This window comes from Curtobacterium sp. PhB190, assembly GCF_004365385.1.
Lineage (GTDB): Bacteria > Actinomycetota > Actinomycetes > Actinomycetales > Microbacteriaceae > Curtobacterium.
Window position 1 is genome coordinate 125756 of record NZ_SODN01000004.1, and the last position, 24867, is coordinate 150622.

Annotated in this window: 22 protein-coding genes and 1 tRNA gene; 14 read left to right on the forward strand and 9 right to left on the reverse strand. The window is 71.3% G+C overall.

Annotated features, from left to right (window positions below):
• Nucleotides 1-21: 21 nt before the first annotated feature.
• The gene (locus EDF47_RS07945; RefSeq protein ID WP_131878375.1) at nucleotides 22-891 is read left to right on the forward strand and encodes a carbon-nitrogen hydrolase family protein; all 870 of its coding nucleotides are present in this window, start codon (nucleotides 22-24) and stop codon (nucleotides 889-891) included.
• Between the two features lie 54 nt (nucleotides 892-945).
• On the opposite strand, the gene EDF47_RS07950 is transcribed toward EDF47_RS07945, so the two are convergent.
• A complete protein-coding gene (locus EDF47_RS07950; protein WP_131878376.1) occupies nucleotides 946-2148 on the reverse strand; it encodes an aminotransferase class I/II-fold pyridoxal phosphate-dependent enzyme in 1203 nt (400 codons plus the stop codon).
• Between the two features lie 191 nt (nucleotides 2149-2339).
• On the opposite strand from EDF47_RS07950, the gene EDF47_RS07955 reads away from it, so the two are divergent.
• The 5 genes from EDF47_RS07955 (at nucleotide 2340) to EDF47_RS07975 (ending at nucleotide 8711) form a co-directional block, all read left to right on the forward strand.
• A complete protein-coding gene (locus EDF47_RS07955; RefSeq protein ID WP_243698029.1) occupies nucleotides 2340-4391 on the forward strand; it encodes a trypsin-like peptidase domain-containing protein in 2052 nt (683 codons plus the stop codon).
• A 183-nt stretch (nucleotides 4392-4574) separates the two neighbouring features.
• Complete coding sequence (locus EDF47_RS07960; protein ID WP_123294079.1) at nucleotides 4575-5618, forward strand: glycosyltransferase family 2 protein; 1044 nt, start codon at nucleotides 4575-4577, stop codon at nucleotides 5616-5618.
• A gap of 4 nt (nucleotides 5619-5622) precedes the next feature.
• Complete coding sequence (locus tag EDF47_RS07965) at nucleotides 5623-6444, forward strand: CDP-alcohol phosphatidyltransferase family protein (RefSeq protein ID WP_123294078.1); 822 nt, start codon at nucleotides 5623-5625, stop codon at nucleotides 6442-6444.
• A gap of 71 nt (nucleotides 6445-6515) precedes the next feature.
• Entirely contained in the window at nucleotides 6516-7424 is a 909-nt protein-coding gene (locus tag EDF47_RS07970; protein ID WP_243698044.1) for a glycosyltransferase, read from the forward strand.
• Nucleotides 7425-7478: 54 nt separating this feature from the next.
• A complete protein-coding gene (locus EDF47_RS07975) occupies nucleotides 7479-8711 on the forward strand; it encodes a CDP-glycerol glycerophosphotransferase family protein (protein WP_133936882.1) in 1233 nt (410 codons plus the stop codon).
• 17 nt (nucleotides 8712-8728) lie between these two features.
• On the opposite strand, the gene EDF47_RS07980 is transcribed toward EDF47_RS07975, so the two are convergent.
• The 4 genes from EDF47_RS07980 to EDF47_RS07995 all read right to left on the reverse strand — a co-directional run bounded on the left by EDF47_RS07980 (nucleotide 8729) and on the right by EDF47_RS07995 (nucleotide 11482).
• Nucleotides 8729-9031, reverse strand: coding sequence for a hypothetical protein (locus tag EDF47_RS07980; RefSeq protein ID WP_111085009.1), 303 nt, complete (start codon nucleotides 9029-9031; stop codon nucleotides 8729-8731).
• A gap of 116 nt (nucleotides 9032-9147) precedes the next feature.
• On the reverse strand, nucleotides 9148-9918 hold the full coding sequence (locus EDF47_RS07985; protein ID WP_133936880.1) for an ABC transporter ATP-binding protein: 771 nt from the start codon (nucleotides 9916-9918) through the stop codon (nucleotides 9148-9150).
• A complete protein-coding gene (locus EDF47_RS07990; RefSeq protein WP_123939022.1) occupies nucleotides 9918-10718 on the reverse strand; it encodes an ABC transporter permease in 801 nt (266 codons plus the stop codon). The genes EDF47_RS07985 and EDF47_RS07990 overlap by 1 nt, the downstream gene beginning before the upstream one ends.
• A gap of 68 nt (nucleotides 10719-10786) precedes the next feature.
• Nucleotides 10787-11482 carry a phosphocholine cytidylyltransferase family protein gene (locus EDF47_RS07995; protein WP_111085011.1) on the reverse strand — a complete coding sequence of 232 codons (696 nt, stop codon included), beginning with the start codon at nucleotides 11480-11482 and terminating at the stop codon, nucleotides 10787-10789.
• Nucleotides 11483-11779: 297 nt separating this feature from the next.
• Here EDF47_RS07995 and EDF47_RS08000 point away from each other — a divergent pair, with 297 nt between their 5' ends.
• The 3 genes from EDF47_RS08000 (at nucleotide 11780) to EDF47_RS08010 (ending at nucleotide 14989) form a co-directional block, all read left to right on the forward strand.
• A complete protein-coding gene (locus EDF47_RS08000; protein ID WP_243834026.1) occupies nucleotides 11780-13120 on the forward strand; it encodes an ABC transporter ATP-binding protein in 1341 nt (446 codons plus the stop codon).
• Nucleotides 13096-14667: an ABC transporter permease gene (locus EDF47_RS08005; protein WP_133936878.1), complete on the forward strand. Its 1572-nt coding sequence runs from the start codon at nucleotides 13096-13098 to the stop codon at nucleotides 14665-14667. Before EDF47_RS08000 ends, EDF47_RS08005 begins: the two co-directional genes overlap by 25 nt.
• Before the next feature lie 61 nt (nucleotides 14668-14728).
• Nucleotides 14729-14989, forward strand: a complete 261-nt coding sequence (locus EDF47_RS08010; protein ID WP_111033217.1) for a DUF3039 domain-containing protein — start codon at nucleotides 14729-14731, stop codon at nucleotides 14987-14989.
• Nucleotides 14990-15087: 98 nt separating this feature from the next.
• Here the strand turns inward: EDF47_RS08010 and EDF47_RS08015 are convergent, their stop codons facing one another.
• Entirely contained in the window at nucleotides 15088-16377 is a 1290-nt protein-coding gene (locus EDF47_RS08015; RefSeq protein ID WP_133936876.1) for a nicotinate phosphoribosyltransferase, read from the reverse strand.
• A gap of 116 nt (nucleotides 16378-16493) precedes the next feature.
• Here EDF47_RS08015 and murI point away from each other — a divergent pair, with 116 nt between their 5' ends.
• The 3 genes from murI (at nucleotide 16494) to rdgB (ending at nucleotide 18726) form a co-directional block, all read left to right on the forward strand.
• On the forward strand, nucleotides 16494-17333 hold the full coding sequence (gene murI / locus EDF47_RS08020) for a glutamate racemase (protein ID WP_131878384.1): 840 nt from the start codon (nucleotides 16494-16496) through the stop codon (nucleotides 17331-17333).
• 74 nt (nucleotides 17334-17407) lie between these two features.
• Nucleotides 17408-18139 carry a ribonuclease PH gene (rph, locus tag EDF47_RS08025; protein WP_123340732.1) on the forward strand — a complete coding sequence of 244 codons (732 nt, stop codon included), beginning with the start codon at nucleotides 17408-17410 and terminating at the stop codon, nucleotides 18137-18139.
• Entirely contained in the window at nucleotides 18136-18726 is a 591-nt protein-coding gene (gene rdgB, locus EDF47_RS08030) for an RdgB/HAM1 family non-canonical purine NTP pyrophosphatase (RefSeq protein WP_133936874.1), read from the forward strand. Before rph ends, rdgB begins: the two co-directional genes overlap by 4 nt.
• A 64-nt stretch (nucleotides 18727-18790) precedes the next feature.
• On the opposite strand, the gene EDF47_RS08035 is transcribed toward rdgB, so the two are convergent.
• From EDF47_RS08035 to EDF47_RS08045, 3 genes are all read right to left on the reverse strand, one after another.
• Nucleotides 18791-19492, reverse strand: a complete 702-nt coding sequence (locus tag EDF47_RS08035) for a DedA family protein (RefSeq protein ID WP_123294071.1) — start codon at nucleotides 19490-19492, stop codon at nucleotides 18791-18793.
• 118 nt (nucleotides 19493-19610) lie between these two features.
• Nucleotides 19611-19691: transfer RNA gene (locus tag EDF47_RS08040), tRNA-Leu, on the reverse strand.
• 177 nt (nucleotides 19692-19868) lie between these two features.
• Nucleotides 19869-21161: an MFS transporter gene (locus tag EDF47_RS08045; RefSeq protein WP_133936872.1), complete on the reverse strand. Its 1293-nt coding sequence runs from the start codon at nucleotides 21159-21161 to the stop codon at nucleotides 19869-19871.
• 56 nt (nucleotides 21162-21217) lie between these two features.
• Between EDF47_RS08045 and mnmA the strand changes: the two genes are divergently transcribed.
• Nucleotides 21218-22324: a tRNA 2-thiouridine(34) synthase MnmA gene (gene mnmA, locus EDF47_RS08050; RefSeq protein ID WP_133936870.1), complete on the forward strand. Its 1107-nt coding sequence runs from the start codon at nucleotides 21218-21220 to the stop codon at nucleotides 22322-22324.
• A gap of 66 nt (nucleotides 22325-22390) precedes the next feature.
• Nucleotides 22391-24724, forward strand: a complete 2334-nt coding sequence (gene ligA, locus EDF47_RS08055) for an NAD-dependent DNA ligase LigA (RefSeq protein ID WP_132099604.1) — start codon at nucleotides 22391-22393, stop codon at nucleotides 24722-24724.
• The last annotated feature ends 143 nt before the right edge of the window (nucleotides 24725-24867 follow it).

Consider the following 24867-nt stretch of genomic DNA (forward strand, 5'->3'; position numbering starts at 1 on the left):
GTGCGCCGGTACGCTCGGCGGATGGGCACCCTCACGATCGCCGCCGCGCAGTTCGCTCCCGTGGACGACCCGGTGGCCAACCTCGAGACCGTCCGGACCGCGGCGGTCGACGCAGCGGCGCGGGGAGCGGCGCTGCTCGTCACGCCGGAGTACTCGTCGTACTTCACCGCCGACATCGACGACCGGTTCGTCGCCGCAGCGCAGCCGCTCGACGGCCCCTTCGTGTCAGGGCTGCAGGACATCGCCCGCGACACCGGACTCGCGCTCGTCGTCGGGATCGCCGAGACGACCGACGTATCAACGTCCGACGCAGCGACCCCGGCAGGCCCCACGCGCTTCCGCAACACCCTGGTGGCAGTGCTCCCCACCGGCGAGCTCGCGGCGACCTACCGGAAGGTGCACCTCTACGACGCCTTCGGGTCGCGGGAGTCCGACCGCATCGAGTCCGGAGACCCGGAGCAGCTGCCGGTCTTCGAGTTCGAAGGCCTCCGGATCGGGCTCGAGACCTGTTACGACCTGCGTTTCCCCGAGGTCACCCGCCGGCTGGCAGCGCCCGAGCACGGTGCGGCCGACGTCGTCGTGCTGCCGGCCGAGTGGGTGCGCGGCCCCGGCAAGGAGCACCACTGGCGGACCCTGCTCACCGCGCGGGCGATCGAGAACACCGTGTGGGTCGTCGGTGTCGGCCAGACGCCGCCGATCGGCATCGGCGCCTCGGTGGTGCTCGACCCCTCCGGTGTCGCCGTGGCGTCGGCCGGCTCTGCGCCCGGCACGCTCGTCGCGACGGTCGACACCGCCGTGACCGAGGCGGTCCGGCAGGTCAACCCGTCGCTGGCACTCCGCCGGTACGACGTCGCGCTGCGCGCCCGGCCTGGAGGCGCGGCTCGCCCCTGACCGGCAGGTCCCGTCCGATCCGTGGTCGCGACTGCGCCGGTGGCGGGATCGGGCTCAGGACGGCGCGTGGAGGCGTGCCAGGCGGCCGGCGGCGTCCTCGAGGACGGAACGCCGCTTGCAGAACGCGAAGCGCACGAGGGACCGGTAGCCCGCGGCGTGCTCCGGCCGGACGAAGGCCGACACCGGCACGCCGACGACCCCGGCCAGGGTGGGCAGCTCGAGGCAGAAGGCCCGTGCGTCGTCGTACCCGAGCGGCGCGGTGTCGGCGATGACGAAGTACCCGCCGTCCGGCCGCATGACGTCGAAGCCCGCTGACCGGAGCCCCGAGGCGAGCAGTTCGTGCTTGGCGGCGAGTTCGGCGGCGATCCCGGCGAAGACGGCGTCGGGCAACCGCAGTCCGACGGCGACGGCCGGCTGGAACGGTGCGCCGTTGACGAAGGTCAGGTACTGCTTCACCGTCGTGATCGCGTCGACGAGCGTCGGGGGAGCGGTGAGCCAGCCGATCTTCCAGCCGGTGGTGCTGAAGGTCTTGCCGGCGCTCGAGATCGAGACCGTCCGCTCGGCGGCTCCGGGCATTGTCGCGATCGGCGTGTGCGGGACGGTGAACGTCAGGTGCTCGTAGACCTCGTCGGTGACGATGAGGGCGTCGTACTGCGTCGCGAGTTCCACGATCGTGCGCAGGACCTCGTCGGGCAGGACCCGGCCGGTCGGGTTGTGCGGCGTGTTGACGAGCACGACGCGGGTGCGGTCGGTGAACGCGGCGCGCAGCGTGTCCTCGTCCGGCAGGAAGTCCGGAGCGGTGAGGGGCACGGTGACGTGGGTGCCGCCGGCGAGCCGGACGAGCGCACCGTAGGCGTCGTAGAACGGTTCGAACGTGATGACCTCGTCGCCCGGTTCGACCAGGGCGAGGAGCGTCGCGGAGAGCGCTTCGGTGGCGCCGGCGGTGACCAGGACCTGCCGGTCGGGATCGACCTCGAGGCCGTACCACCGCTGCTGGTGTTCGGCCACGGCGGTGCGGAGGTCGACCGTCCCGCGTCCGGGCGGGTACTGGTTGACGCCGTCCCGGATGGCGCGGACCGCGGCTTCGAGCACCTCGGCGGGGCCGTCCTGGTCGGGGAAGCCCTGCCCGAGGTTGATCGCGCCGGTGCTCGCGGCGAGGGCGCTCATCTCGGCGAAGACGGTGGGCGCCGGGACGCCGTCGGGTCCCAGGAGCATCGCTCCCTCGGCTGCTCGCAACCAGGGTCCTGCCTGCCGCATGTGGTTCCCTCCGGTGACGGCGACGACGTGTCGCGCTGAACGGACCCCAACCTAGCTGGCCGTCCGACGGCGATCCGGGGACGGACCCACAGCCCACGCATAAGATCGGCAGAGGATGCTTCCAGCGTCGCCAGAAGCACCGCTCAGGTGGTTGCGACAGACTGCACGAGCTTGAAAGGAGCACGTCCAGCATGACCGACACCACGCCCAACGGGCAGGGCGACGACCGCCGTCCGGACGATGCGGCATCGCCTGCCGCCAGTGAGGACGCCGCCGCAGCGGCCACGAAGGGGAACACGTCGATGCCGAACGACTCCGAGCAGTTCAACGACTCCGAGCAGTCCAACGACGCCGAGCAGCCCGAGAACGCCGAGCGGTCCGACGACGCCACGAGCGCCGACCACACCGACGTGATCCCGTCGGCGACCGACCACCCCACGGACCGCTACACGGCCCCGTACCCGACGCTCTCGGGCGACCAGCAGCGCGATGCCGGCCAGCAGCCGGCCGGGTACGGCCAGCAGACCTCCCCGTACGGGCAGGCGTCCCAGTACGGCCAGCAGCCCGCCGCAGACCAGACGAGCCAGTACGGGCAGGCCCAGCAGAGCCAGTACGGGCAGAACCAGCAGCCGCAGTACGGGCAGGCCCAGCAGAGCCCGTACGGCCAGCAGTCGCAGTACGGCCAGGGCCAGCAGTCCCAGTACGGCCAGAGCCAGCAGTCCCAGTACGGTCAAAACCAGCCGAACCAGCAGTCCCAGTACGGTCAGCAGTCGCAGTACGGCCAGCAGGGCCAGTACGGCCAGGCCCAGCAGCCGCCGTACGGCCAGCAGCCGACCGCGGGCCAGCCGCGGTACGGCGAGTACGCCCAGCCGGCCTCCGCCGCTGCCCCCGCGTCCTCGTCGGAGTACGCGACGGCGTCGGCGCAGGCACCGCAGTCCGCCACGAGCGCCTTCGGCGACGTGGACGGCGCGAACCAGCGCAACGGCCACTACTTCGCCGACGGAACAGCGGGTGCCGCTGCCACCACGACCACCACCCGTTCCGGGCGCAGCAAGCTCGTCCTGCCGATCATCGCCGGACTGGTCGTCGCGGGTCTGGTCGGCGGCGGCGCCGGGTGGCTCGCCGGGTCGTCGCAGGGCGGCACCGTCACGTCGTCCTCCGGTTCGTCGCAGGGCGGCAACCTCACGGTCAACGACTACGACTCCGCGACGGTCGTCACCGCGGTCGCTGCTCAGGCGACGCCGTCGGTCGTGACGATCAACGTGTCGTCCAGCAACGAGGCCGGCACCGGTTCGGGTGTCGTGATGAGCAAGGACGGCTACATCGTCACGAACACCCACGTGGTGACGCTCGACGGCGACAGCTCGAACGGTTCGATCACCGTGACGACCTCGAACGGCAAGATCTACGAGGGCAAGCTCATCGGCACCGACCCGACGGTCGACCTCGCGGTCATCAAGATCGACGCGACCGACCTCAAGCCGATGGAGTTCGCCGACTCCACGAAGCTCAACGTCGGTGACACCGCGGTCGCGATCGGTGCGCCCCTGGGCCTGTCGAACACGGTCACGGACGGCATCGTCTCGACCCTGAACCGCAGCATCCAGGTCACGTCGAGCGCTCCCAGCGAGGGCGGCGACTCGAACGAGGGCGGCAACGGCGGCAGCGGCCCGTTCGACTTCTGGGGCAACGGCGACAACGGCAGCAGCTCGTCCGCGAACACCACGGTCTCGCTGCCCGTCATCCAGACCGACGCGTCGATCAACCCGGGCAACTCCGGTGGTGCCCTGCTCGACGCGAAGGGCAAGCTGATCGGCATCAACGTGGCCATCGCCTCGGCCGGCAGCTCGTCGTCGTCGGACTCGGCGGCCGGCAGCATCGGCGTCGGCTTCTCGATCCCGTCGAACCTGGTGAAGCGCGTCGCGAACGAGATCAAGGACAAGGGCTCGGCCACGCACGGCCTGCTCGGTGCCACGGTCGGCGACGCCTCGGAGAACGCGAGCGCGACCCAGATGGGTGCGCTCATCAAGTCGGTCTCGTCCGGCGGTGCGGCGGCCAAGGCCGGTCTGCAGAAGGGTGACGTCGTCACGAAGATCGGTTCGGCGACCGTCTCGGACGCCACCGACCTGACGGCGCAGGTCCGCTACTTCGCAGGCGGTGCGTCGACGACGATCAGCTACCTCCGGAACGGGCAGTCCCGCGAGGCGGACGTGACCCTGGGCACGTACGACAGCAAGGGCTGACGCCACCACGGACAGGACGGGAGGCCCGGTGCACGACGTGCGCCGGGCCTCCCGTCCGTCTGCGGGTCGCGTCGCGGGCGCCCCGCAGGTTCCGGGTTCGGGTCTTGATAGGCTCATGGTCGCTCTGCGGGGCGGCACCGCCCCGGTGCGTCCCGTGCACCCAGCCAGCACCCCGAGGTACGCATGCAGACAGACGGACAGCCCCTGCCGGGCGTCTCGTACGTGATGCCCGTGCTCAACGAGGTCACCGAGGTCCGCGCTGCGGTCGCCAGCCTGCTCGACCAGGACTACACCGGCGTGTTCGAGGTCATCCTCGCGCTCGGCCCCTCGATCGACGGCACGAACGAACTCGTGGCCGAGATGAGCGCGGCCGACCCACGCATCCGGGCGATCGACAACCCGGTCGGGTCCACGCCGGCCGGCCTGAACGTCGCGATCACGGCGTCGGTGCACCCCGTGGTGGTCCGCGTCGACGCGCACTCGGTGCTGCCACCGGACTACACGCGCATCGCCGTCCGCACCCTGCTCGAGTCCGGTGCGGACAACGTCGGCGGCATCATGCGCGCCGAGGGCCGCAGCCCGTTCGAGCGGGCCGTCGCGTTGGCGTACGGCAGCCGCGTCGGCCTCGGCGGCACCCCGCACCACGTCGGTGGGACCGCCGGCCCGGCCGAGACCGCGTACCTCGGCGTCTTCCGCCGCGACCGCCTGTTCGAGGTCGGCCTGTTCGACGAGGGCATCAAGCGCGGCCAGGACTGGGAACTGAACCGACGCCTGCGCCAGACCGGCGGCACGGTGTGGTTCACGCCCGAGCTGGTCGTCACCTACCGCCCGCGACCGAGCCTGAAGCGCCTGGTGCGGCAGTTCGTCGCCACCGGGTTGTGGCGAGGCGAGCTCGCCCGTCGGTTCCCCGCGAACAACGGCCTGCGGTACTTCGTGCCGCCCGCGATGGTCGCCGCCATGGCCGTCGGAATCCTCGCCGGCGTCGTCGGTGTCGTCGGCGCAGCCCTCGGCAGCCCGGTCGCCTGGGCGCTCCTCGGGTTCGCCGTGCCCGCCGTGTACCTGCTCTTCGTCGTCCTCGGGTCGGTCGCCGTCGCGCGCCGGTCCGGGGTGGCGACCTTCCTCTGGTTGCTCGTGGTGCTGCCCTGCATCCACGTGGGATGGGGGCTCGGTTTCATCATCGGGTTCCTCACCCGTACCTCCGAGCTGACCACCCACACCGGACGGTGACCCCATGACCGACCCCGCCACCCACGGCCGCGGATCCGCACGCCCGACGTCGATCGCCGAGCTGCGGGCCGTCGCCCAGCCGGACGAGGTCCGCGCCCGCGCCAACGCCGAGCACTGGACGGCGTCGCTGTACCTGCGCGACGTCTCGCCGTACCTGACCTGGGTGCTGCTGAAGACCCGCGTCAGCGCCAACCAGGTGACCGGCCTGATGATCCTGGTCGGGTGGAGCATCGCCGCGGCCCTGCTCATCCCCGGCATCTGGGGCGCAGCGCTCGCCCTGGTGCTCGGACAGCTGCAGATGCTCGTGGACTGCTGCGACGGCGAGGTCGCACGGTGGCGTGGCACCCGCTCGCCCGCCGGGGTGTTCCTGGACAAGGTCGGGCACTACACGACCGAGGGACTGATCCCGGTGGCGCTGGGCATCCGAGCCGCCACCTGGCCGATCCACGGCGCCGACTGGATGTGGACCACGATCGGCTGCGCACTCGGCCTGGTGATCGTGCTGAACAAGGCCCTCAACGACATGGTGCACGTCGCCCGGGCGAACGCGGGGCTCGACAAGCTCGTCGACCGACGCGACGCCTCGACCGCGCCGTCCGGCCGGAAGCTCGCCTCGCTCCGCCGCCTGGCGCGGTTCCTGCCGTTCCACCGCCTGTACCACTCGGTCGAGCTGAGCATGCTCGCGTTCCTGTTCGCGCTCATCGGACTGGCGATCGGCGACACGCTCGCCAGCCGGATCCTGGTCGGGGCGCTGCTGCCGCTGGCCGTGCTGGCGACCGTCGGACACTTCCTGGCGATCATCGCGTCCAAGCGGGTCAAGGCGTGACCGACGACGCGGTGCCCCACGACGCGGTGCCCCACGACGCGGTGCCCGACGGCGCGGTGACCGATGGCACCGTGACCCCGAGCACCGTTCGTCGCCACGCGGTCGCGCACCCGAAGCGACCCCGTGTCGCCGTCGTGAGCCTGTCGCAGGGCACCCGGCCCGACGACCTGCGCCGCGGGCTCGACAGCGTGCTCGCGCAGCAGGGCGTCGAACTCGACGTGGTCTGCGTCGGCAACGGCTGGGAGCCGACCGGCCTGCCGGACGGGGTGCGGACGCTGGCGCTGCCGGAGAACCTCGGGATCCCGGCCGGCCGCAACGCCGGTGCCGAGGTCGTCGACGGGGACTACGTGTTCTTCCTGGACGACGACGCCTCGATCCCCTCGGTGACGTTCCTGCAGGACGCCGTCGGCCGCTTCGAACGCGACCCCTCGCTCGGACTGCTCCAGCCCCGCGTGGTCGACCCGACCGGCGCTGCCAACCCGCGGCGCTGGGTCCCGCGCATCCGCAAGGGCGAGCCGGACCACTCGTCGCCGGTGTTCTCGGTGTGGGAGGGCGCCGTCGTGCTGCCGATGGACGTGTACCGGATCGTCGGGGGCTGGGGAGCGGAGTACTTCTACGCGCACGAGGGCATCGAACTCGCGTGGCGCGTGTGGGACGCCGGTCGACGTGCTTGGTACGCCGGCGACCTGGTCGCCCACCACCCGGCCATCGACCCGGCGCGGCACACCGAGTACTACCGCCTGAACGCCCGCAACCGGGTGTGGCTGGCCCGACGGAACCTGCCGGCACCGCTCCGACCGCTCTACGTCGGTTCGTGGGCCGCGATCCAGGTCGCGCGCTGGTGGCGACACCCGCGACGCCTGACGACGTGGTTCGCCGGCATCCGCGAAGGACGGACCACCGACTGCGGACCGACCCGACCGATGAGCTGGCTGACCGTCGCCCGGATGACGCTCGCCGGGCGCCCGCCCGTCGTCTGACCACCCCGAACCCCACCGCCACCGCCACCGCCACCGCAGAACGGGAGACAGTCCATGCCGATCACCAGTGACGTGCGGACCGCCGTGCGCCTGGCCCAGCGCCTGCTCGCCTCGCGCCGGAGCCGCCGGGAGCTCGCCCGTCGCCTGCCGTCGGTCGCGGCGCCGGCGCCCGGCACGATCGAGATCGCGGTCTACTTCGCCGACGGCCCCGTGAACATGTACCAGGTGCGCCAGTGGTACGCGCCGCTGGCCGAACTGGCGAAGACGCACCCGGTCGCGATCATCGCGCGCAGCCCGGGCACGATGACCACGCTCATCGACGAGTCGCCGGTCCCCGCCGTGTACGCCCGTCAGGTGGTCGACCTGGAGCAGTTCGTCGAGACCCAGGCGCCGAAGGTGGTGCTCTACGTCAACCAGAACGCCCGCAACTTCCAGATGATGCGGTACGGGCGCATGTGGCACGTCTTCGTCAACCACGGCGAGAGCGACAAGATGTACATGACGACGAACCAGTTCAAGGCGTACGACTACGCGTTGATCGCCGGGGACGCCGCACGTGGCCGGCTCGCCGAGGCGCTGTGGGACTACGACCTCGACGCCAGGACCATCGCGATCGGCCGCCCCCAGGCCGACCACTTCGCCGGCGCGGCACCGTACCCCGCCGACGACCGGACCGTCGTGCTGTACGCACCGACGTGGGAGGGCGACCGCGGCGCCGCAGCGTACGGCTCGATCGCGTCCCACGGCACCACCATCGCCGAGCAGGTGCTCGCGTCGCCCCGCCACCGCCTGGTGTACCGCCCGCACCCGCGGAGCGGCGTGCTCGACCCGGCGTACCGAACGGCACACGAGCGGATCGTCGCGGCGATCACGGCGGCGAACGCGGCCGACCCCACCGCGCACCACGTCCACGACGAGGGCGGCGAGCTCGGCTGGCAGCTGGCCGACGCAGACGTGGCGATCACCGACATCAGCGCGATGATCTACGACCGCCTGGCGGTCGGGAAGCCCCTCATCGTGACCCGCCCGGTGTCGCCGGAGGCCGATGTGGACGAACGCGGCTACCTGAGCGACGCCAACTGGCTGACCGCGGCCGACGCGCCGACTGTGCTCGCGCGGATCGACGCCGCCGTGGGGGACGCCGCCGAGCTCGCCAAGCTGCAGCAGTGGGTGGCGCGCTACTTCGGCGACACCACGCCCGGTGCCGCGACGGCCCGGTTCCACGCTGCCGTCGAGTGGCTGCTGGAGCGCTGGCGCACCGTCGCTGCCGAGCGCGGCGAACGCTGAGCCCCGTCCGGACACGGTCACGGGTGCAGCCCCTGACCGACCAGTGACATCCGCCACACGTACTCGGAGCGGTCCGGACGGCGCCAGCGGACGATCACGACGCCGGTGTCCTGCGGATCCGCGCCGAACACGGCGACGGACAGACGTCGACCCGGTTCGAGCCGGTGCACCGCCAGCGGCGGGCTGTAGCCGTTGCCGAGGTGGGTGAGGGTCAGGCCGTCGACCGGTTCGTCCCCGGTGTTGACGAGGTCGTACCGGCGCGGGGCCTGCGAGCGGTCGATGGTGAACGGGACGGCGTACGCGGGTGCTGGGTGGTGCATGGGGGGAACGCTAGGGGGAGGGTCCGACGGTGGGGCCCCGGCGCAGCACCCGGGAACCCGTCGCTGTGGAGGGGGCACCGTGGTGCCCTGGTTGTGTAGGGGGAGTACCCGACCGGTCAGACGCCGTAGTCGGCGGAGTACTGCGCCAGCGCTTCCTCGATGGTGCCGTCGAGCTGCAGCCGGCCCTTGTCGAGGTACAGACCGCGGTCGCAGAAGCGGCGCAGGTCCTTGTCGCTGTGGGACACGAAGAAGAGCGTCCGACCGCCGGCCAGGAGCTCCTCGATCCGCTTGTAGCACTTCTCGCGGAAGGCCTTGTCACCGACGGCGAGGACCTCGTCCACCAGGATGACGGGCTCGTCGAGCCGCGAGATCACCGCGAACGCGATGCGCACCTTCATGCCGCTCGACAGGTGCTTGTACGGGGTGTCGACGAAGTCCGCGATCTCGGCGAAGTCGATGATCTCGTCGAAGGCGGCACGGATCTCGGCGCGCGACATGCCGTGCAGGCCGGCGGTCAGGTAGACGTTGTCGCGGACGGACAGGTCGCCGACGAAACCACCGGTGATCTCGATGAGCGGCGCGACGCCGGCCCCGACGTCGATCCGGCCCTCGTCCGGCAGCATCACCTGCGCCACGAGCTTCAGGAGCGTGGACTTGCCCTGACCGTTGCGACCGACGACGCCGATCGCCTCGCCCGGACGGACGTCGAACGACACGTTGCGGAGCGCCCAGAACTCGTCGGCACGCTTGCGGCGGCCGCGTCCGCCGAAGAGGTCCTTGAAGTTGCGGCTCGCCCGTCGGTTGCGTTTGAAGCAGATGCCGGCGTCGCGCACAGTGATCACCGGCGCGACGGTCTCGGTACGTCGGGTCTGGTCGGTGGCGGTCATCACAGCTCCTTCAGCACGCGGTGCTCGCTGCGTCGGAACACCGCGAAGCCGATGACCAGGACGATGCCCGTGATGACCACCGACGCCCCGACCTCGAGCCAGTCGAGCTGGCTCGGGAAGAACGCGGCGCGGTACATCCCGAAGATGCCGGTGAGCGGGTTGACCGCGGCGATGGGGCGCAGGGCGTCGGGCAGCGCGTGCGTGCCGTAGATGATCGGCGATGCGTAGAACAGGAAGCGCAGGACGAGCTTGGTCGCCCGCTCGAGGTCGCGGAAGAAGACGACGAGCGGCGCGACGATCAGGCCGAGGCCGTACACCAGCGCGCACTGCAGCACGATCGCCAGCGGGAAGAAGACGACCTGCCAGTGCAGGTGCGCACCCGTCGCGATCGCGAACGCCGCCAGCACCGGCAGGCTCAGCAGGAACTCGATGCCCTTCGACGCGTCGATCCGCGCGACCCAGATGGTGCGGGGGATCGTCGTCGAGCGGATGAGCTTCGACTCCTTGATGAACGCCCGCGTGGAGTCCGAGACGCCCCCGGTGAACCACATCCACGGCAGCAGCGCGGAGAGCAGGAAGACGATGTACGGGTCTTCACCGACCGAGCCGCGGTGGAACACCTGGGTGAAGACGAACCAGTAGATCGCCGACATCACGAGCGGGTCGAGGATCGACCAGACGTACCCGAGCGCCGACGTCGAGTACCGGACCCGGAGGTCGCGGACGGTCAGCAGCCAGAGGGCATGACGGTAGCGCCGACCGGCGCTCCGGGTCGCCGCTGGTGCGGCAGCCGCGGGCACGGTCGGCGCGCTCGCTGTGGTCACGGTTTCCCTTCGGGCGGAACCGCCGAAGGGGTCCTGACGGAGGTTCAGGCGAACAGGTTGTTCGCGCGCTCGAGGTCCTCGGCGAAGTCGATCTCGACCGCGTACAGGTCGGAGATGTCGATCGGGGACCAGCGTAGCCCGTCCTCGGCGATGGCAGCCTCGATGCCGCCCTCGAAGTACTCCTGGTCGTCGACGCGACCGAGCTGACGGATGAGGGCCTGCTTGTCGTTCGCCGACACGTAGTTGATGCCGACGGCTTCGCCGAGCCCGCCGACGACCTGCTTGGAGAGCTTGTGGATGAAGCCCTCGGCGTCGACGGTGTACTTGACCTCTTCGTCGGAGACCTTGTCGGTGTTGACGCTGACGAACGAGTGGTCCTCGTCGATCATGTCGGCCGCTCGGACGAGCGCCATCGGGTCGAAGACCACGTCGCCGTTCATCCAGAGGACACCGCTCTTGCCGGTCGCCTTGAGGGCGCGCAGCAGGCTCTTCGAGGTGTTGGTGGAGTCGTAGGACTCGTTGTAGACGAAGGACGCGTCGGGGAAGGCCTCGACGATGTGCTCCGACTTGTAGCCGACGACGATCGTCACGCGGGCGCTCGAGCCGAACGCGGCGCGGATGTTGTCGAACTGCTGCTGCATGATGGTGCGGCCGTCACTGAGCTCCGTGAGCGGCTTCGGCAGGCTGCGGCCGAGCCGGCTGCCCATCCCCGCTGCGAGGATCACGATCTGCGTGGTCATGCTGGTCCCTTCTGGTGTCCGCCCGCGCGCCCTGGGGCACGGGCGGGCCTCGTCGAGTCTGCTCGCGGAACGTCCGAGTTCGCCGAGAACCGGACGCCGCGGGCCACGAGGGCGGCCGCTGCACGGTGTCGGAGAGCCCGCCGGAGCAGGTTTCCAAGTGGTGAACACTTCTTCGTGCCCTGGTGAATGATACGGAAACACCCGCTCAAGGGGTAGGTCCGCCGCGCTTCGTACTCATTTCGTGACACTGGAGCGGGCGGTTCCCCGCTGTCCGGAGAGCGTTGGTACGGTTGGGCGATGGCCGCCAGAGCAGAGAACGAGGACGTGTACGCCACGACCGACGCTGCCTGGATGACCGAAGCGAGTGACACCGACGAGCAGGACGCCGACGAGCGTGCCGCCGACCGGGTGGACGCCGCGGCGGGGGACGACGCCGACGACGACGACATGGGGGAACCGGATGCGCGCGACGCCTCCGTTGATGACGAGATGACCGACGACACCACGGCTGCCGACACCACGGCCGCCGACACCGATCCGGTCACCGAGCCGCAGTCGGACGCAGTGCCCGGTACCGCAGTGCCCGGTCCCGCGGCCCGTGCCGCGGCAGCGGCCCCGACGACGACCACCGGCGCCCGACCCGCCAAGGCGCGCACCACGAAGCAACGCACCAAGCGACCGGCGAAGGGCGCCGGCACGACCGGCACCGTGCCTCCCGGCCCCGCGTCGAGCGACGCGACGTCCGCGACGGACGCGACCGTGCACGCAGCGCAGGGCGCACCGGAGACGGACGCACCGGAGGCGGACGCCGCGACGAGCCCCGCCGCGAAGAAGCGTGCTCCCCGGGCCACCGCGCCCAAGGCCCCGCAGAAGCTGCAGCCCGTCGTGCTCGCCGCCGACGGCCTCGTCAAGCGGTACGGGCAGACCCTCGCCGTCGACGAGGTCGACCTCGAGATCCGCCAGGGCTCGATCTTCGGCGTGGTCGGCCCGAACGGCGCCGGCAAGACGACCACCCTGTCGATGATCACCGGTCTGCTGCGTCCCGACGCCGGGTCCGTGACGGTCCTGGACCACGACGTCTGGGCCGACCCCACGGCCGCCAAGCGCAGCCTCGGCGTGCTGCCGGACCGCCTGCGGCTGTTCGACCGCCTCACCGGTGCGCAGCTGCTCTACTACTCGGCCACCCTGCGCGGTCTCGACGGTGCCACGGCTCGTGAGCGCAGCACCGACCTGGCCGAGGCGTTCGGGCTCGGCGAGGCGCTCGGTCGCCAGGTCGCCGACTACTCGGTGGGCATGGCGAAGAAGATCGCCCTTGCCGCCACGCTCATCCACTCGCCGCGGGTCCTCGTGCTCGACGAACCGTTCGAGTCGGTCGACCCCGTCAGCGCTGCGACCATCACCGACATCCTTCGCCGCTACACGCGCGGTGGCGGCACCGTCGTGCTCTCCAGCCACTCCATGGAGCTCGTGCAGCGCACCTGCGACTCCGTCGCCATCATCGTCGGCGGCAAGGTCCTCGCCTCGGGGACCATGGCCCAGGTGCGCGGTCGCAAGAGCCTCGAGGACAAGTTCGTCGAACTCGCGGGCGGCCGCGTCGTGGCAGAGAGCATGGAATGGTTGCACAGCTTCTCCGGCTGAGGGCCGACCTGCTCGCGGGCGAGGTCCGCGGCAGCGCCCGCCGGTCCGTGCTCGTCGTGCTCGGCAGCCTCGTCGGGCTCCTCGCCGCCGTGTTCGTCGCGACGCAGACGGTCGCGCTGCGCTCCGCCGACCCCGACACGGCCCGTGCGGTCACCGTGCCGGTCGGCACGCTCATCGCGTTCGCGTTCACCGTCGTCCCGCTTGTCGTCGGACGGAGCGACCAGCTCGACCCGCGGCGCTTCGCGGTGTTCGGCATCGGCCGTCGCGGGCTCGCGATCGGCCTCGTCGTCGCCGGGCTGATCGGCGTCCCGGTGATCGGGGTCGTCGTCGTGGCCGTCGCCCAGTCGATCGCCTGGGCGCGTGACGCCGGCACCGGTGTGCTCGCGGTCATCGGCGGCTTGCTCGCGATCGCCACCTGCGCGCTCCTGGTCCGCGTGTGCTGCACCGTCGGCTCGCGGCTGATCGGTCCGCACCGGTCCCGCGACGCCGGGTGGCTCGTCGCGCTCGTGATCATCGTGCTCGCGATCCCGGCGGTCTCGCTGCTGCTCCGCGTCGACTGGCTCGACCCCGAGGGCACCGAGATGCAACGCGTCGCGGACGTCGCGGGGTGGACACCGTGGGGCGCCGCCTGGGCCGTGCCCGCCGAGGTCGCCAGCGGCCACGTCGGCACCGGGTTCCTCAAGCTGCTCGTCGCGATCGCCGTCGTCGCCCTGCTCACCTGGGCGTGGTGGACGCTCGTCGGTCGGGCGCTCGACACCGTCGACGGTCGCACCCGGACCCGGCGCTACCAGGGGCTCGGCTGGTTCGACCGGCTCGGCTCGACACCGGTCGCCGCCGTCGCCGCCCGCGCCCTGACCTACTGGGTGCGCGACCCGCGGTACCGCACCTCGTACCTGATCATCCTGTTCGTCCCGCTCGTCGTCATCCCGCTCGGGGTCGCCGGGGTGCCGTGGCACTGGACCGCGCTCGTGCCGTTGCCGCTCATGGCGCTGATCGCCGGGTTCCTGCCGCACAACGACGTCTCGTACGACAACACCGCGGTGTGGCTGCACGTCGCCTCCGGGGCTCCCGGGTGGAGCGACCGTCTCGGCCGTGTCGTCCCGGTCCTCGTCGTCGGTGCGCCGGCGATCGTGGCCGGCTCGGCGGTGTCCGCCTGGTTGTTCGACGACTGGACGGTGTTCCCGCTGCTGATCGGCGTGAGCGCCAGCGCCCTGCTGTCCGGACTCGGGCTGTCGAGCGTCGTGTCCGTCCTGCTGCCCTACCCGACCGTGCGGCCGGGCGACCACCCGTTCCAGCAGCCACAGGCCGCGGGTGTGACGGCGACGGTCGCGCAGTCGATGATGGTGATCGGCATCGTGCTCTGCACCGTCCCGGCGGCGTGGCTCGCGGTGCTGGCCTTCGTCCGCGGCGCCGAGCCGTGGTCGATGCTGACGCTCGCGGTGGGCATCGGGGTCGGCGTGGTCGTGCTCGTCATCGGGATCTTCGCGGGCGGGCGGCTGTTCGACCGGCGCGGCCCGGACCTGCTGGCCGCGGCGCAGCGCAACTAGCGTTCCGGAACGAGCGCGAGGTGCGCAGACCAACGTGCGCAGACCGTCGTACCCTGGACCCATGAGCATGACGGAACCAGGCGGCGGCCTCGACGTGATGGACCGGGAGCTCGAGAAGCTCCTCGAAGACGAAGCGATCGAACCCGGCGACCACGAGCGGTTCTCGCACTACGTCAAGAAGGACAAGATCCTGCAGTCCGCCCTGTCCGGCAAGCCGGTCAAGGCGCTGTGCGGCAAGAAGTGGATCCCGGGCCGCGACCCGGAGAAGTTCCCGGTGTGCCCGGACTGCAAGGCCATCTACGAGAAGATGAAGTCCGAGTAGGCGCAGCCTGCGCTTGGTGAGCAGAAATGGTCGGGTCACCTTCGGGGTCCCGACCATTTCTGCTCACCAAGCGATGCGCTGCGGCGCGCAGCGGCGCGCTAGATCACCAGGGTGGGGATCGCGGGGTCGCCGCGACCGATGCGCGCGGCGTCCGCCGGCAGCTCGGCCTTCGCCCGCTTGTGGTGCGCCCGCGCGGCCTCGACACCCTGTGCTCCGAGGAACGCCGGATCGACCTCGCCGCCGGTGACCACGGGCACGAGCAGCGGGCGCTCGTCGGGGCCGACCTGTCCGGCGGTGAGCACGACCTCGGCCGTGGCGACACCGTTGCGCAGGCGTCGGCCGGCTTCCTTGCGCCCGCCGATCGAGGCCTTGTCCGCCGACTTCTTCGCCACGGCGACCCAGTCGTCGCCGTCGGCGGACTGGTGCGCCACGAGCTTGAAGACCATGCCGGCGGCCGGGTGCCCCGAGCCGGAGACAACCGAGGTGCCGACGCCGTACGAGTCGACCGGGGCCGCACGGAGGGCCGCGATCGTGTACTCGTCCAGGTCGTTCGTGACCGTGATCTTGGTGTCGGTCGCGCCGAGCCGGTCGAGCTGCGCCCGGACGGCCGCGACGACCGAGGGCAGGTCGCCGCTGTCGATGCGGACACCGCCGAGCTTGCCGTCGGTCAGCCGGACGGCGGTCTCGACGGCCTGCTCGATGTCGTAGGTGTCGACGAGCAGCGTCGTGCCGTTGCCGAGGGCGTCGAGCTGCGACCGGAACGCCTCTTCCTCGGAGTCGTGCAGCAGGGTGAACGCGTGCGCCGCGGTGCCCATCGTCGGGATGCCCCAGGTGCGGCCGGCCTCGAGGTTGCTCGTCGCGCCGAACCCGGCGATGTACGCGGCCCGTGCTGCGGCGACGGCGTTCCACTCGCCGGTGCGGCGGGAGCCCATCTCGGCGAGCGGACGACCGTCGGCGGCGGAGACCATGCGCGCGGCGGCCGAGGCGATGGCGGAGTCGGCGTTGAAGACCGACAGGGCGAGCGTCTCGAGCACGACGGCCTCGGCGAACGTGCCCTCGACCTGCAGGATCGGGGAGTTGGGGAAGTACACCTCGCCCTCGCGGTACGCCCGGACGTCCCCGGTGAACCGGTAGTCGGCGAGGAAGGCTGCGGTGCCCTCGTCGATGACCCCGCGGTCGCGCAGGAACCCGATCTCGTCGTCGCCGAAGCGGAAGTCGCCGAGGGCGGTCAGGAACCGGCCGAGGCCGGCCGCGACGCCGTAGCGACGACCGTCGGGCAGTCGCCGGGCGAACACCTCGAAGACGCACCGCCGGTGGGCGGTCCCGTCCTTCAGGGCCGCGTCGACCATGGTGAGTTCGTACTGGTCCGTCAGGAGCGCGCTGGTCACGCTGTCGACACTAGTGACGTGACCTCCTGGAGGCCCGGATCGCCTCGGGCGCCCGGCCCGCGGCGCGCAGGCGGTCGGTCCCGACGTCCGCAGCGCGCGTCGGTACGCTGGTCACCGTGACGGATGCACCGATCGGAGTCTTCGACAGCGGGGTCGGCGGGCTCACGGTGGCCCGCGCGATCATCGACCAGCTGCCGCGCGAGAGCATCCGGTACGTCGGCGACACCGTGCACTCGCCGTACGGCCCGAAGCCCATCGCCGACGTCCGCCGCTACGCGCTCGAGGTCATGGACGACCTGGTCGAACTCGGCGTCAAGGCCCTCGTCATCGCCTGCAACACGGCGTCGTCGGCCGTGCTCCGCGACGCCCGTGAACGGTACGAGCAGGCGTACGGCATCCCGGTGGTCGAGGTCATCCAGCCCGCCGCCCGCGCCGCCGTGAAGCAGACCCGGACCGGGCGCATCGGCGTCATCGGCACGGTCGGCACCATCACCTCGCGCGCCTACGAGGACGCCTTCGCGGTGGCCTCCGACGTCGGCCTGACCCTGGCGGCGTGCCCGCGGTTCGTCGAGTTCGTCGAGGCGGGGGACACCTCGTCGCCGGAGCTGCGCGAGGTCGCCGCCGGCTACCTCGACCCGATCCGCGCCGCCGACGTCGACACCCTCGTGCTCGGCTGCACCCACTACCCGCTGATGTCCGCCGCCATCCAGTACGTGATGGGCCCGGACGTCACCCTGGTGTCGAGTGCCGAGGAGACCGCCAACGACGTGTACCGGCGGCTCGTCGAACACGGCCTCGAACGCACCTCCACCACCGCCCCGACGTACTCGTTCGAGTCGACCGGCGACGACGAGGACGGGTTCCTGCGGCTCGCCCGCCGGTTCCTCGGCCCCGAGATCGTCCGCGTCGGCCACCTCGAGACCGGCGCCATCACGCTGCCCCGTGGGCGGGCCTGAGCGGCGACCAGCCGCCAGCCGCCGCCCGCCCCGATGACCCGCACCGCGCCTCCAGGCCGGACCGAAAGGACACCATGACCACCCGCATCGACGGCCGCCAGGCCGAGGAACACCGTCCCGTCACCATCGAGCGGGGGTGGAGCACGCAGGCCGAGGGCAGCGCGCTCATCTCGTTCGGCAACACCAAGGTGCTCTGCACCGCCTCGTTCACGAACGGCGTGCCCCGTTGGCTCGCCGGCAAGGGCACCGGCTGGGTCACCGCCGAGTACTCGATGCTGCCGCGGTCGACGAACGAGCGCATGCAGCGCGAGTCGATCAAGGGCAAGGTCGGCGGCCGCACCCACGAGATCTCCCGGTTGATCGGGCGTTCGCTCCGCGCCGTGGTCGACACGAAGGCCCTCGGCGAGAACACCCTGGTCATCGACTGCGACGTGCTGCAGGCCGACGGCGGCACCCGCACGGCGTCGATCACCGGCGCCTACGTGGCCATGGTCGACGCGATCGAGTGGGGCCGGGGCAAGGGCTTCATCGGCAAGAAGGCCACCCCGCTCACCGACAGCGTGCAGGCGATCTCGGTCGGCATCGTCAAGGGGGAACCGATGCTCGACCTGGCGTACACCGAGGACTCCGCCGCCGACACCGACATGAACATCGTCACGACCGGGTCGGGCAAGTTCATCGAGGTGCAGGGGACCGCCGAGCACGCGCCCTTCGACCGCGACGAGCTGAACGTCCTGCTCGACCTGGGGCTGGCCGGCAACCAGTCGCTCGCGGCGATCCAGAAGACCGTGCTGGGGCTGGCGTGACCGGCACCGTCGTCCTGGCCACCCACAACCAGGGCAAGGTCGTCGAGCTCCGCGAGATCCTCGGGTCGGCGCTTGGCGAGGGTGTCGAGCTGGTCGGGTACGACGGCCCCGAGCCGGTCGAGGACGGCGACACCTACGCCGCGAACGCCCTGATCAAGGCCCGTGCCGCGGTCGCCCACACCGGACTGCCGGCGCTCGCCGACGACTCCGGCATCGCGGTCGACGCGCTCGACGGTGCCCCGGGCATCCACTCGGCGCGGTACGCGGGCACCCGGTCGGACGCCGACAACATCGCGCTGCTGCTGCAGAACCTCGACGGCGTCGTGGAGCGGACCGCCGCCTTCGTGTGCGCGGCCGCGTTCGTCACGCCCGACGGGTTCGAGCACGTGGTCGAGGCGGTGTGGAGCGGCGAGGTGCTGACCGCGCCGGTCGGCGACGGCGGACACGGCTACGACCCGGTGTTCCGGCCGGACGACGCCGACCGCTCGTCGGCCGAGCTCACCCGCGAGGAGAAGAACGCGCTGTCGCACCGCAGCAAGGCGTTCCGGGGCATCGCGCCGGTCGTGCGGGAGCACTTCGGGCTCTGAACTGCCCACCTGCGACGACGACAGGCCCACACCGAACGGTGTGGGCCTGTCGTGTTCGGTCCGGCTACAGCTGCGGGTCGACGGCCGTCGACTCGGCCTGGTGCTCGCGCTTCTTCGCCTTGCGGGCGTTCCGGATGTAGGTCAGCGCCATCGGCACGACGGTGACCAGGACGGCGGCGAGCAGGATGATGTCGATGTACTCGCGCACGATGTGGGCAACGAACGGGATGTGCCCGATGAAGTACCCGAGGAACGTCACACCGACGCCCCAGACGACGGCGCCGATCGCGTTGTAGAGCGAGTACTTCTTGTAGTCCATGCGGCCGACGCCGGCAGCGATCGGCGCGAAGGTGCGGACGACCGGCACGAAGCGCGCCAGGATCACCGCGAGCGGGCCGAACCGGTGGAAGAACGCGTTGGTCCGCTCGACGTTCGCCTTGGAGAACAGACCGCTCTCCTTGCGCTCGAAGATCGGCGGGCCGGCCTTCTTGCCGATGTAGTAGCCGAGCTCCCCGCCGAGGAACGCCGCAGCGCCGATCATCAGGGCCGCGACCCAGATCGGGATGCCGCCGATCTCGCCGCCGCGGTCGAACGCGAACAGGCCGGTGATGACGAGCAGGCTGTCGCCCGGGAAGATGAAGCCGATCAGCAGACCGGTCTCGGCGAAGACGATCGCACAGACGACGAGCACTGCGACTGCCCCGAAGTGGTCGAGGATGTACTGCGGATCCAGCCATGGGATCAGGGCGAGTGCGACGGAGTGCATGTCTCTTCCGGTCGTGCAGATGCGGTGACGGGAGGGTCACCCGCACGACGAGGGTACCGTCCGCGCGTGACCGGAACGTCCCTCGGTGGTATGAGATGCGCGAGCACGCAACGGTCGGTGCGGAAGGAGGGACTCGAACCCTCACGCCTGGGGCACAGGAACCTAAATCCTGCGTGTCTACCGATTCCACCACTCCCGCGAGCAGCGGCAGTCTACCGAGCGGCGCCTGGTCGGCGGACGTCGGCCGGCGTCGGCGGACGTCGGTGGACGTCGGTGGTGCGAGGTTGATCACTCCGTGCGGCGCAGAAAGCGCGCACCGAGTGGGCAACCTCGCACCGAGTCGTGGGAAACGGCTGCGCGCAGCGCGCGGCGCGCGTCAGCGGAGCTCGCGCGGCAGGTACCGCGGCACGTACCGCAGCAGCACACCGGCACCGATCAGGCCGAGCACGCCCATCACGCCGCTGGCCACCGCGATCGTCGCGACGGCCGTCACCCCGGAGATCACGAGCGGCGCAGCAGCGGACCCGAAGTCGCCGGTGAAGCGCCAGGCTCCGAGGAACGGCGCCGGGTCGTCGCGCGGGGCGAGGTCGGCACCGAGCGTCATGAGGATGCCGGAGCCGACGCCGTTGGCGAGCGACATCCCCATCGCGATCCCCACGAACCAGCCGACCCGCGCGTCGAGGTGCCCGCTCCAGGCGAGCAGGAAGTAGCTGATGCTCAGCCCGAGCATGCAGGGGAGTGCGCTCGCCAACCGCCCCCAGCGGTCCATGATCTGGCCGCTCGTGTAGAACAGCGCGAAGTCGACGGCACCGGCGATGCCGATGATCAGAGCGGCCGTCGAGTCGTTCAACCCGACACTGACCGCCCACAGCGGCAGGATCACCTGGCGTCCGGCGCGCATCGCGCCGATGAGCGCGGCGCCGCTGCCGAGCCGCAGCAGCACGGCCCGGTTCGTGCGCAGGGTGCGGAAGAGGCCGTGCGCCTCCTTGCCGACGAAGACCGCTCCGGTGTCGGTGGACGGCTCGGTCACGCCGGTCGCGTCCGACCCCGACCGGGAGGCCCGTGGCGGCAACCGCAGACCGCGTGCGCCCGTCGCCGGGTCGCGCAGCACCAGGAGCACGGTCGCCGCCGCCAGGCAGCACACGACGTGGATCCAGAAGGCGCTCGCGGTGGTGCCGGTCAGGTGGATCACGCCGGCGGCGAGGAACGGCCCGACGAAGTACCCGAAGCGGAACACCCCGCCCAGGCTCGACAGCGCCCGGGCCCGGATGCGGACGGGGATCGCGGTGGTCATGTACGCGTGCCGCGCCAGGGCGAACACCGCGGTCGAGACGCCGACCAGGAACACCCCGAGGGCGAGCACCCACGCGTTCGCCGCGGTCGTGCAGACGACGAGGCCGCCGACCGACACCAGGGCGGCGCCGATCATCGCGTTCCGCTCGCCGATCCGCGCGACGACGATGCCGGACGGCACGTCGCCGATGAGTTCGCCGACCAGGATCAGCGACGCGACGAAGCCCGCGAACGCCAGGGTCGCGCCGAGGGAGTCCGCGGCGATCGGGATGATCGGGATGATCGCGCCCTCGCCGATGGCGAACAGTGCCGCGGGCAGGAACCCGGACAACAGGACGGACCGGAAGTCGAATGAGTCGTTCCCCGTCGTGGCCATCGCTCGACCAACGGTACGCCAGCGGTACGGGTTCGTCGGCGGGTTACCCTGGAGGCATGCGTGTTCTGGCGGCGATGAGCGGTGGGGTCGACTCGGCGGTGGCTGCTGCCCGGGCGGTCGACGCCGGGCACGACGTGGTCGGTGTGCACCTGGCGTTGAGCCGGATGCCGGGCACGCTCCGCACCGGCAGTCGCGGGTGCTGCACGATCGAGGACTCGATGGACGCCCAGCGCGCCGCGTCCGCCCTCGGCATCCCCTACTACGTGTGGGACTTCTCGGCCCGGTTCAAGGAGGACGTCGTCGACGACTTCGTCGCCGAGTACCAGGCCGGCCGCACCCCGAACCCCTGCATGCGGTGCAACGAGCGGATCAAGTTCGCGGCGCTGCTCGAGAAGGCGCTGGCCCTGGGCTTCGACGCCGTCGCGACCGGGCACTACGCCTCGATCGTCACCGGCCCGGACGGCTCCCGCGAACTCCACCGATCGGCCGCGTGGGCGAAGGACCAGTCCTACGTGCTCGGGGTCCTGACCGCCGAGCAGCTGCAGCACGCGATGTTCCCGCTCGGGGCGACCCCGTCGAAGGACGAGGTCCGGGCCGAGGCCGCCGAGCGTGGGCTGACGGTCGCCCAGAAGCCCGACTCCTACGACATCTGCTTCATCCCGGACGGCGACACCCGCGGCTGGCTCGCCGACCGTGTCGGCAGCGAGACCGGCGACGTCGTCGAGCGCGACGGCACCGTGGTCGGTTCCCACGACGGCGCGCACGGCTACACGGTCGGGCAGCGCCGCGGACTGTCGCTCGGGCGCCCCGCCGCCGACGGCAAGCCGCGGTTCGTGCTCGAGATCCGCCCGAAGGACAACACCGTCGTGGTCGGTCCGAAGGAGGCCCTGGCCGTGTCGTCGATGTCGGGCTCCCGCTTCACGTGGGCCGGCACCGCACCGGCCGAGCCGCAGACGCCGTTCGCGTGCGACGTGCAGATCCGGGCGCACGCCGACCCGGTGCCGGCGACCGCGCGGGTGCAGGACGACGCGCTCGTGATCGACGTCGACGAGCCGCTGCACGGGGTCGCCCCAGGGCAGACGGCCGTGGTCTACGTCGGCACCCGGGTGCTCGGACAGTGCACGATCGACAGCACCGTCAGCGCCGTCCCCGTCGACGCCTGAGACCGCCGCTCCCGGGCGGTGGGTCCGCTGCACGCGCCGTCGGTGGCACACGGTAGAACTGATGGCATGAGCGAGACCGACGCCACGTTCGAGACCATCGACCCCGACGGGCTCGACGCCGCCCAGGCCGGGCGCGAGGTCGACCGGCTGCGGGCCCGCATCAACGAGCTGCGACAGGCGTACTACCAGGGCGACAACGGATCACCGGAAGCCGATGCCGACTACGACGTGCTGGTCCGACGGCTCGCCGCGATCGAGCAGCGGTTCCCGGAGCTCCTGACCGAGGACAGCCCGACCCAGACCGTCGGCGGGCAGGCGCAGACCACGCAGTTCGCGCCGGTCGAGCACGCCGAGCGGATGCTGTCGCTCGACAACGTGTTCAGCCCGGACGAGCTCACCGAGTGGGCCGTCAAGGTGCAGCGCGACGCCGGTGCCGAGCGTGTCCGGTTCCTGACCGAGCTGAAGATCGACGGCCTCGCGATCAACCTGCGCTACGAGCACGGCCGGTTGGTGTCGGCGGCGACCCGTGGTGACGGCGTCGTGGGCGAGGACGTCACCGGCAACGTCCGGACGATGGGCACGATCCCGGACCGGCTGTCGGGGACGGGCCACCCGCCCCTGGTCGAGGTCCGCGGCGAGATCTTCTTCCCGGTCGCCGAGTTCGACGAGCTCAACGCGAACCAGCGCGAGGCGGGGGAGCGCGTCTTCGCCAACCCGCGCAACGCCGCCGCCGGGTCCCTCCGCCAGAAGGAAGAGGGCAAGTCCGAGGCGAAGCGCGCGCTCATGGTCGACCGCCTCCGGCGCTTGCGGATGCTCGTGCACGGCATCGGCGCGTGGCCCGTGCGCGAGCTCGAGCAGGAGACCGACGTCCGCTCGCAGTCCGAGGTGTACGAGCTGCTCGAGACCTGGGGCCTGCCGACGAGCAGCCACTACCGGGTCTTCGACACGATCGACGAGGTGAACGCCTTCGTCCGCTCCACGGGCGACCGCCGTGCCTCGGTCGAGCACCAGATCGACGGCGTCGTCATCAAGGTCGACGACCTCGCCCTGCACGAAGAGCTCGGCTCGACGTCTCGTGCACCCCGGTGGGCGATCGCGTACAAGTACCCGCCGGAAGAAGTCCACACCAAGCTCGTCGACATCGTCGTCAGCGTCGGGCGGACCGGGCGAGCGACCCCGTTCGCGGTGATGGCCCCGGCCGAGGTCGCCGGGTCGGTCGTCCGCCAGGCCACCCTGCACAACCAGCAGGTGGTCAAGGCGAAGGGTGTCCTGATCGGCGACACCGTCGTGCTGCGGAAGGCCGGCGACGTCATCCCCGAGGTCCTGGGGCCGGTCGTCGACCTGCGCGACGGCACGGAGCGCGAGTTCGTGATGCCGACGCACTGCCCGGAGTGCGGCACCGAGCTCGCCCCCGCGAAGGAAGGCGACATCGACCTCCGCTGCCCGAACGCGAAGAGCTGCCCCGCGCAGGTCCGCGGTCGTGTCGAGCACATCGCATCGCGCGGTTCCCTCGACATCGAGGGCCTCGGCGAGGTCGCAGCCGCAGCGCTCACGCAGCCGCTGCACCCGGAGACCCCGCCGCTCGTGACCGAGGCCGGGTTGTTCGACCTGACGATGCAGGACATCGTCCCGATCGAGGTGATCGTCCGCGACGCCGAGACCGGCATGGAGAAGGTCGACGACGCCGGTGCCCCGAAGCGCGTGACCCCGTTCAGCCGCGCGCGCAAGAAGACCGACCCGCCGTTCGACCCCGAAGCGCGCGGTGCGGACTACACCGGCGAGCCGAGCCGCTTCCCGTCGAAGAACGCGTTCGAGATGCTCGCGAACATCGACGCGGCGAAGACGAAACCGCTCTGGCGCATCATGGTGGGGCTGAGCATCCGCCACGTCGGACCGGTCGCGGCGCGGGCGCTCGCGAACCACTTCGGGTCGCTCGACCGGATCCGCAGCGCCTCGCGCGAGGAGCTCGCGGCGGTCGACGGGGTCGGCGGGATCATCGCCGACGCCCTGCTCGCGTGGTTCGAGGTCGACTGGCACCGCGAGATCATCGACCGCTGGACGACGGCGGGCGTGCAGTTCACCACGCCGGACCACCCCGGCCCCGGGGGCGCGGCGGTGGAGGGCGGTGTCCTGAGCGGCGTCACGGTCGTGGCGACCGGGTCCCTCGAGGGGTACACGCGAGAGGGCGCGCTCGAGGCGATCATCACCGCCGGCGGCAAGGCGGCGTCGAGCGTCAGCAAGAAGACCGACTTCGTGGCCGCGGGTCCCGGGGCCGGGTCGAAGCTCACGAAGGCCGAGCAGCTGGGGCTCCGGATCATCGACGCCGAGCAGTTCCACCTGCTCGTGACCGAGGGGCCGAGCGCGCTCCCCGAGCCGGAGGTCGCCGCGCCCGAGGGGTGAGCCGGGGCAACGAGCACGCCGGCGACAAGGGCGCACACCGCGGCGCGCCGCGCGACGCACCCAGTTCGGGGGACAAGTTGCATCGCGCATGACCGATCCTCGGGCATTCTCCTTACACTCGACAGAGCATCACCCGTCGTCTG

What these genes read in the sequence shown, in the direction of transcription:
- EDF47_RS07980 (WP_111085009.1), bottom strand. Translation starts at nt 9,031, where the DNA reads ATGCACCACCCAGCACCCGCGTACGCCGTCCCGTTCACCATCGACCGC.
- EDF47_RS08035 (WP_123294071.1), bottom strand. Translation starts at nt 19,492, where the DNA reads ATGCACTCCGTCGCACTCGCCCTGATCCCATGGCTGGATCCGCAGTAC.
- EDF47_RS08005 (WP_133936878.1), top strand. Translation starts at nt 13,096, where the DNA reads ATGGTTGCACAGCTTCTCCGGCTGAGGGCCGACCTGCTCGCGGGCGAG.
- ligA (WP_132099604.1), top strand. Translation starts at nt 22,391, where the DNA reads ATGAGCGAGACCGACGCCACGTTCGAGACCATCGACCCCGACGGGCTC.
- rph (WP_123340732.1), top strand. Translation starts at nt 17,408, where the DNA reads ATGACCACCCGCATCGACGGCCGCCAGGCCGAGGAACACCGTCCCGTC.
- EDF47_RS07975 (WP_133936882.1), top strand. Translation starts at nt 7,479, where the DNA reads ATGCCGATCACCAGTGACGTGCGGACCGCCGTGCGCCTGGCCCAGCGC.
- EDF47_RS07955 (WP_243698029.1), top strand. Translation starts at nt 2,340, where the DNA reads ATGACCGACACCACGCCCAACGGGCAGGGCGACGACCGCCGTCCGGAC.
- EDF47_RS07985 (WP_133936880.1), bottom strand. Translation starts at nt 9,918, where the DNA reads ATGACCGCCACCGACCAGACCCGACGTACCGAGACCGTCGCGCCGGTG.
- EDF47_RS08000 (WP_243834026.1), top strand. Translation starts at nt 11,780, where the DNA reads ATGGCCGCCAGAGCAGAGAACGAGGACGTGTACGCCACGACCGACGCT.
- EDF47_RS08010 (WP_111033217.1), top strand. Translation starts at nt 14,729, where the DNA reads ATGAGCATGACGGAACCAGGCGGCGGCCTCGACGTGATGGACCGGGAG.
- EDF47_RS07965 (WP_123294078.1), top strand. Translation starts at nt 5,623, where the DNA reads ATGACCGACCCCGCCACCCACGGCCGCGGATCCGCACGCCCGACGTCG.
- EDF47_RS08045 (WP_133936872.1), bottom strand. Translation starts at nt 21,161, where the DNA reads ATGGCCACGACGGGGAACGACTCATTCGACTTCCGGTCCGTCCTGTTG.
- mnmA (WP_133936870.1), top strand. Translation starts at nt 21,218, where the DNA reads ATGCGTGTTCTGGCGGCGATGAGCGGTGGGGTCGACTCGGCGGTGGCT.
- EDF47_RS07950 (WP_131878376.1), bottom strand. Translation starts at nt 2,148, where the DNA reads ATGCGGCAGGCAGGACCCTGGTTGCGAGCAGCCGAGGGAGCGATGCTC.
- EDF47_RS07995 (WP_111085011.1), bottom strand. Translation starts at nt 11,482, where the DNA reads ATGACCACGCAGATCGTGATCCTCGCAGCGGGGATGGGCAGCCGGCTC.
- EDF47_RS07960 (WP_123294079.1), top strand. Translation starts at nt 4,575, where the DNA reads ATGCAGACAGACGGACAGCCCCTGCCGGGCGTCTCGTACGTGATGCCC.
- EDF47_RS07945 (WP_131878375.1), top strand. Translation starts at nt 22, where the DNA reads ATGGGCACCCTCACGATCGCCGCCGCGCAGTTCGCTCCCGTGGACGAC.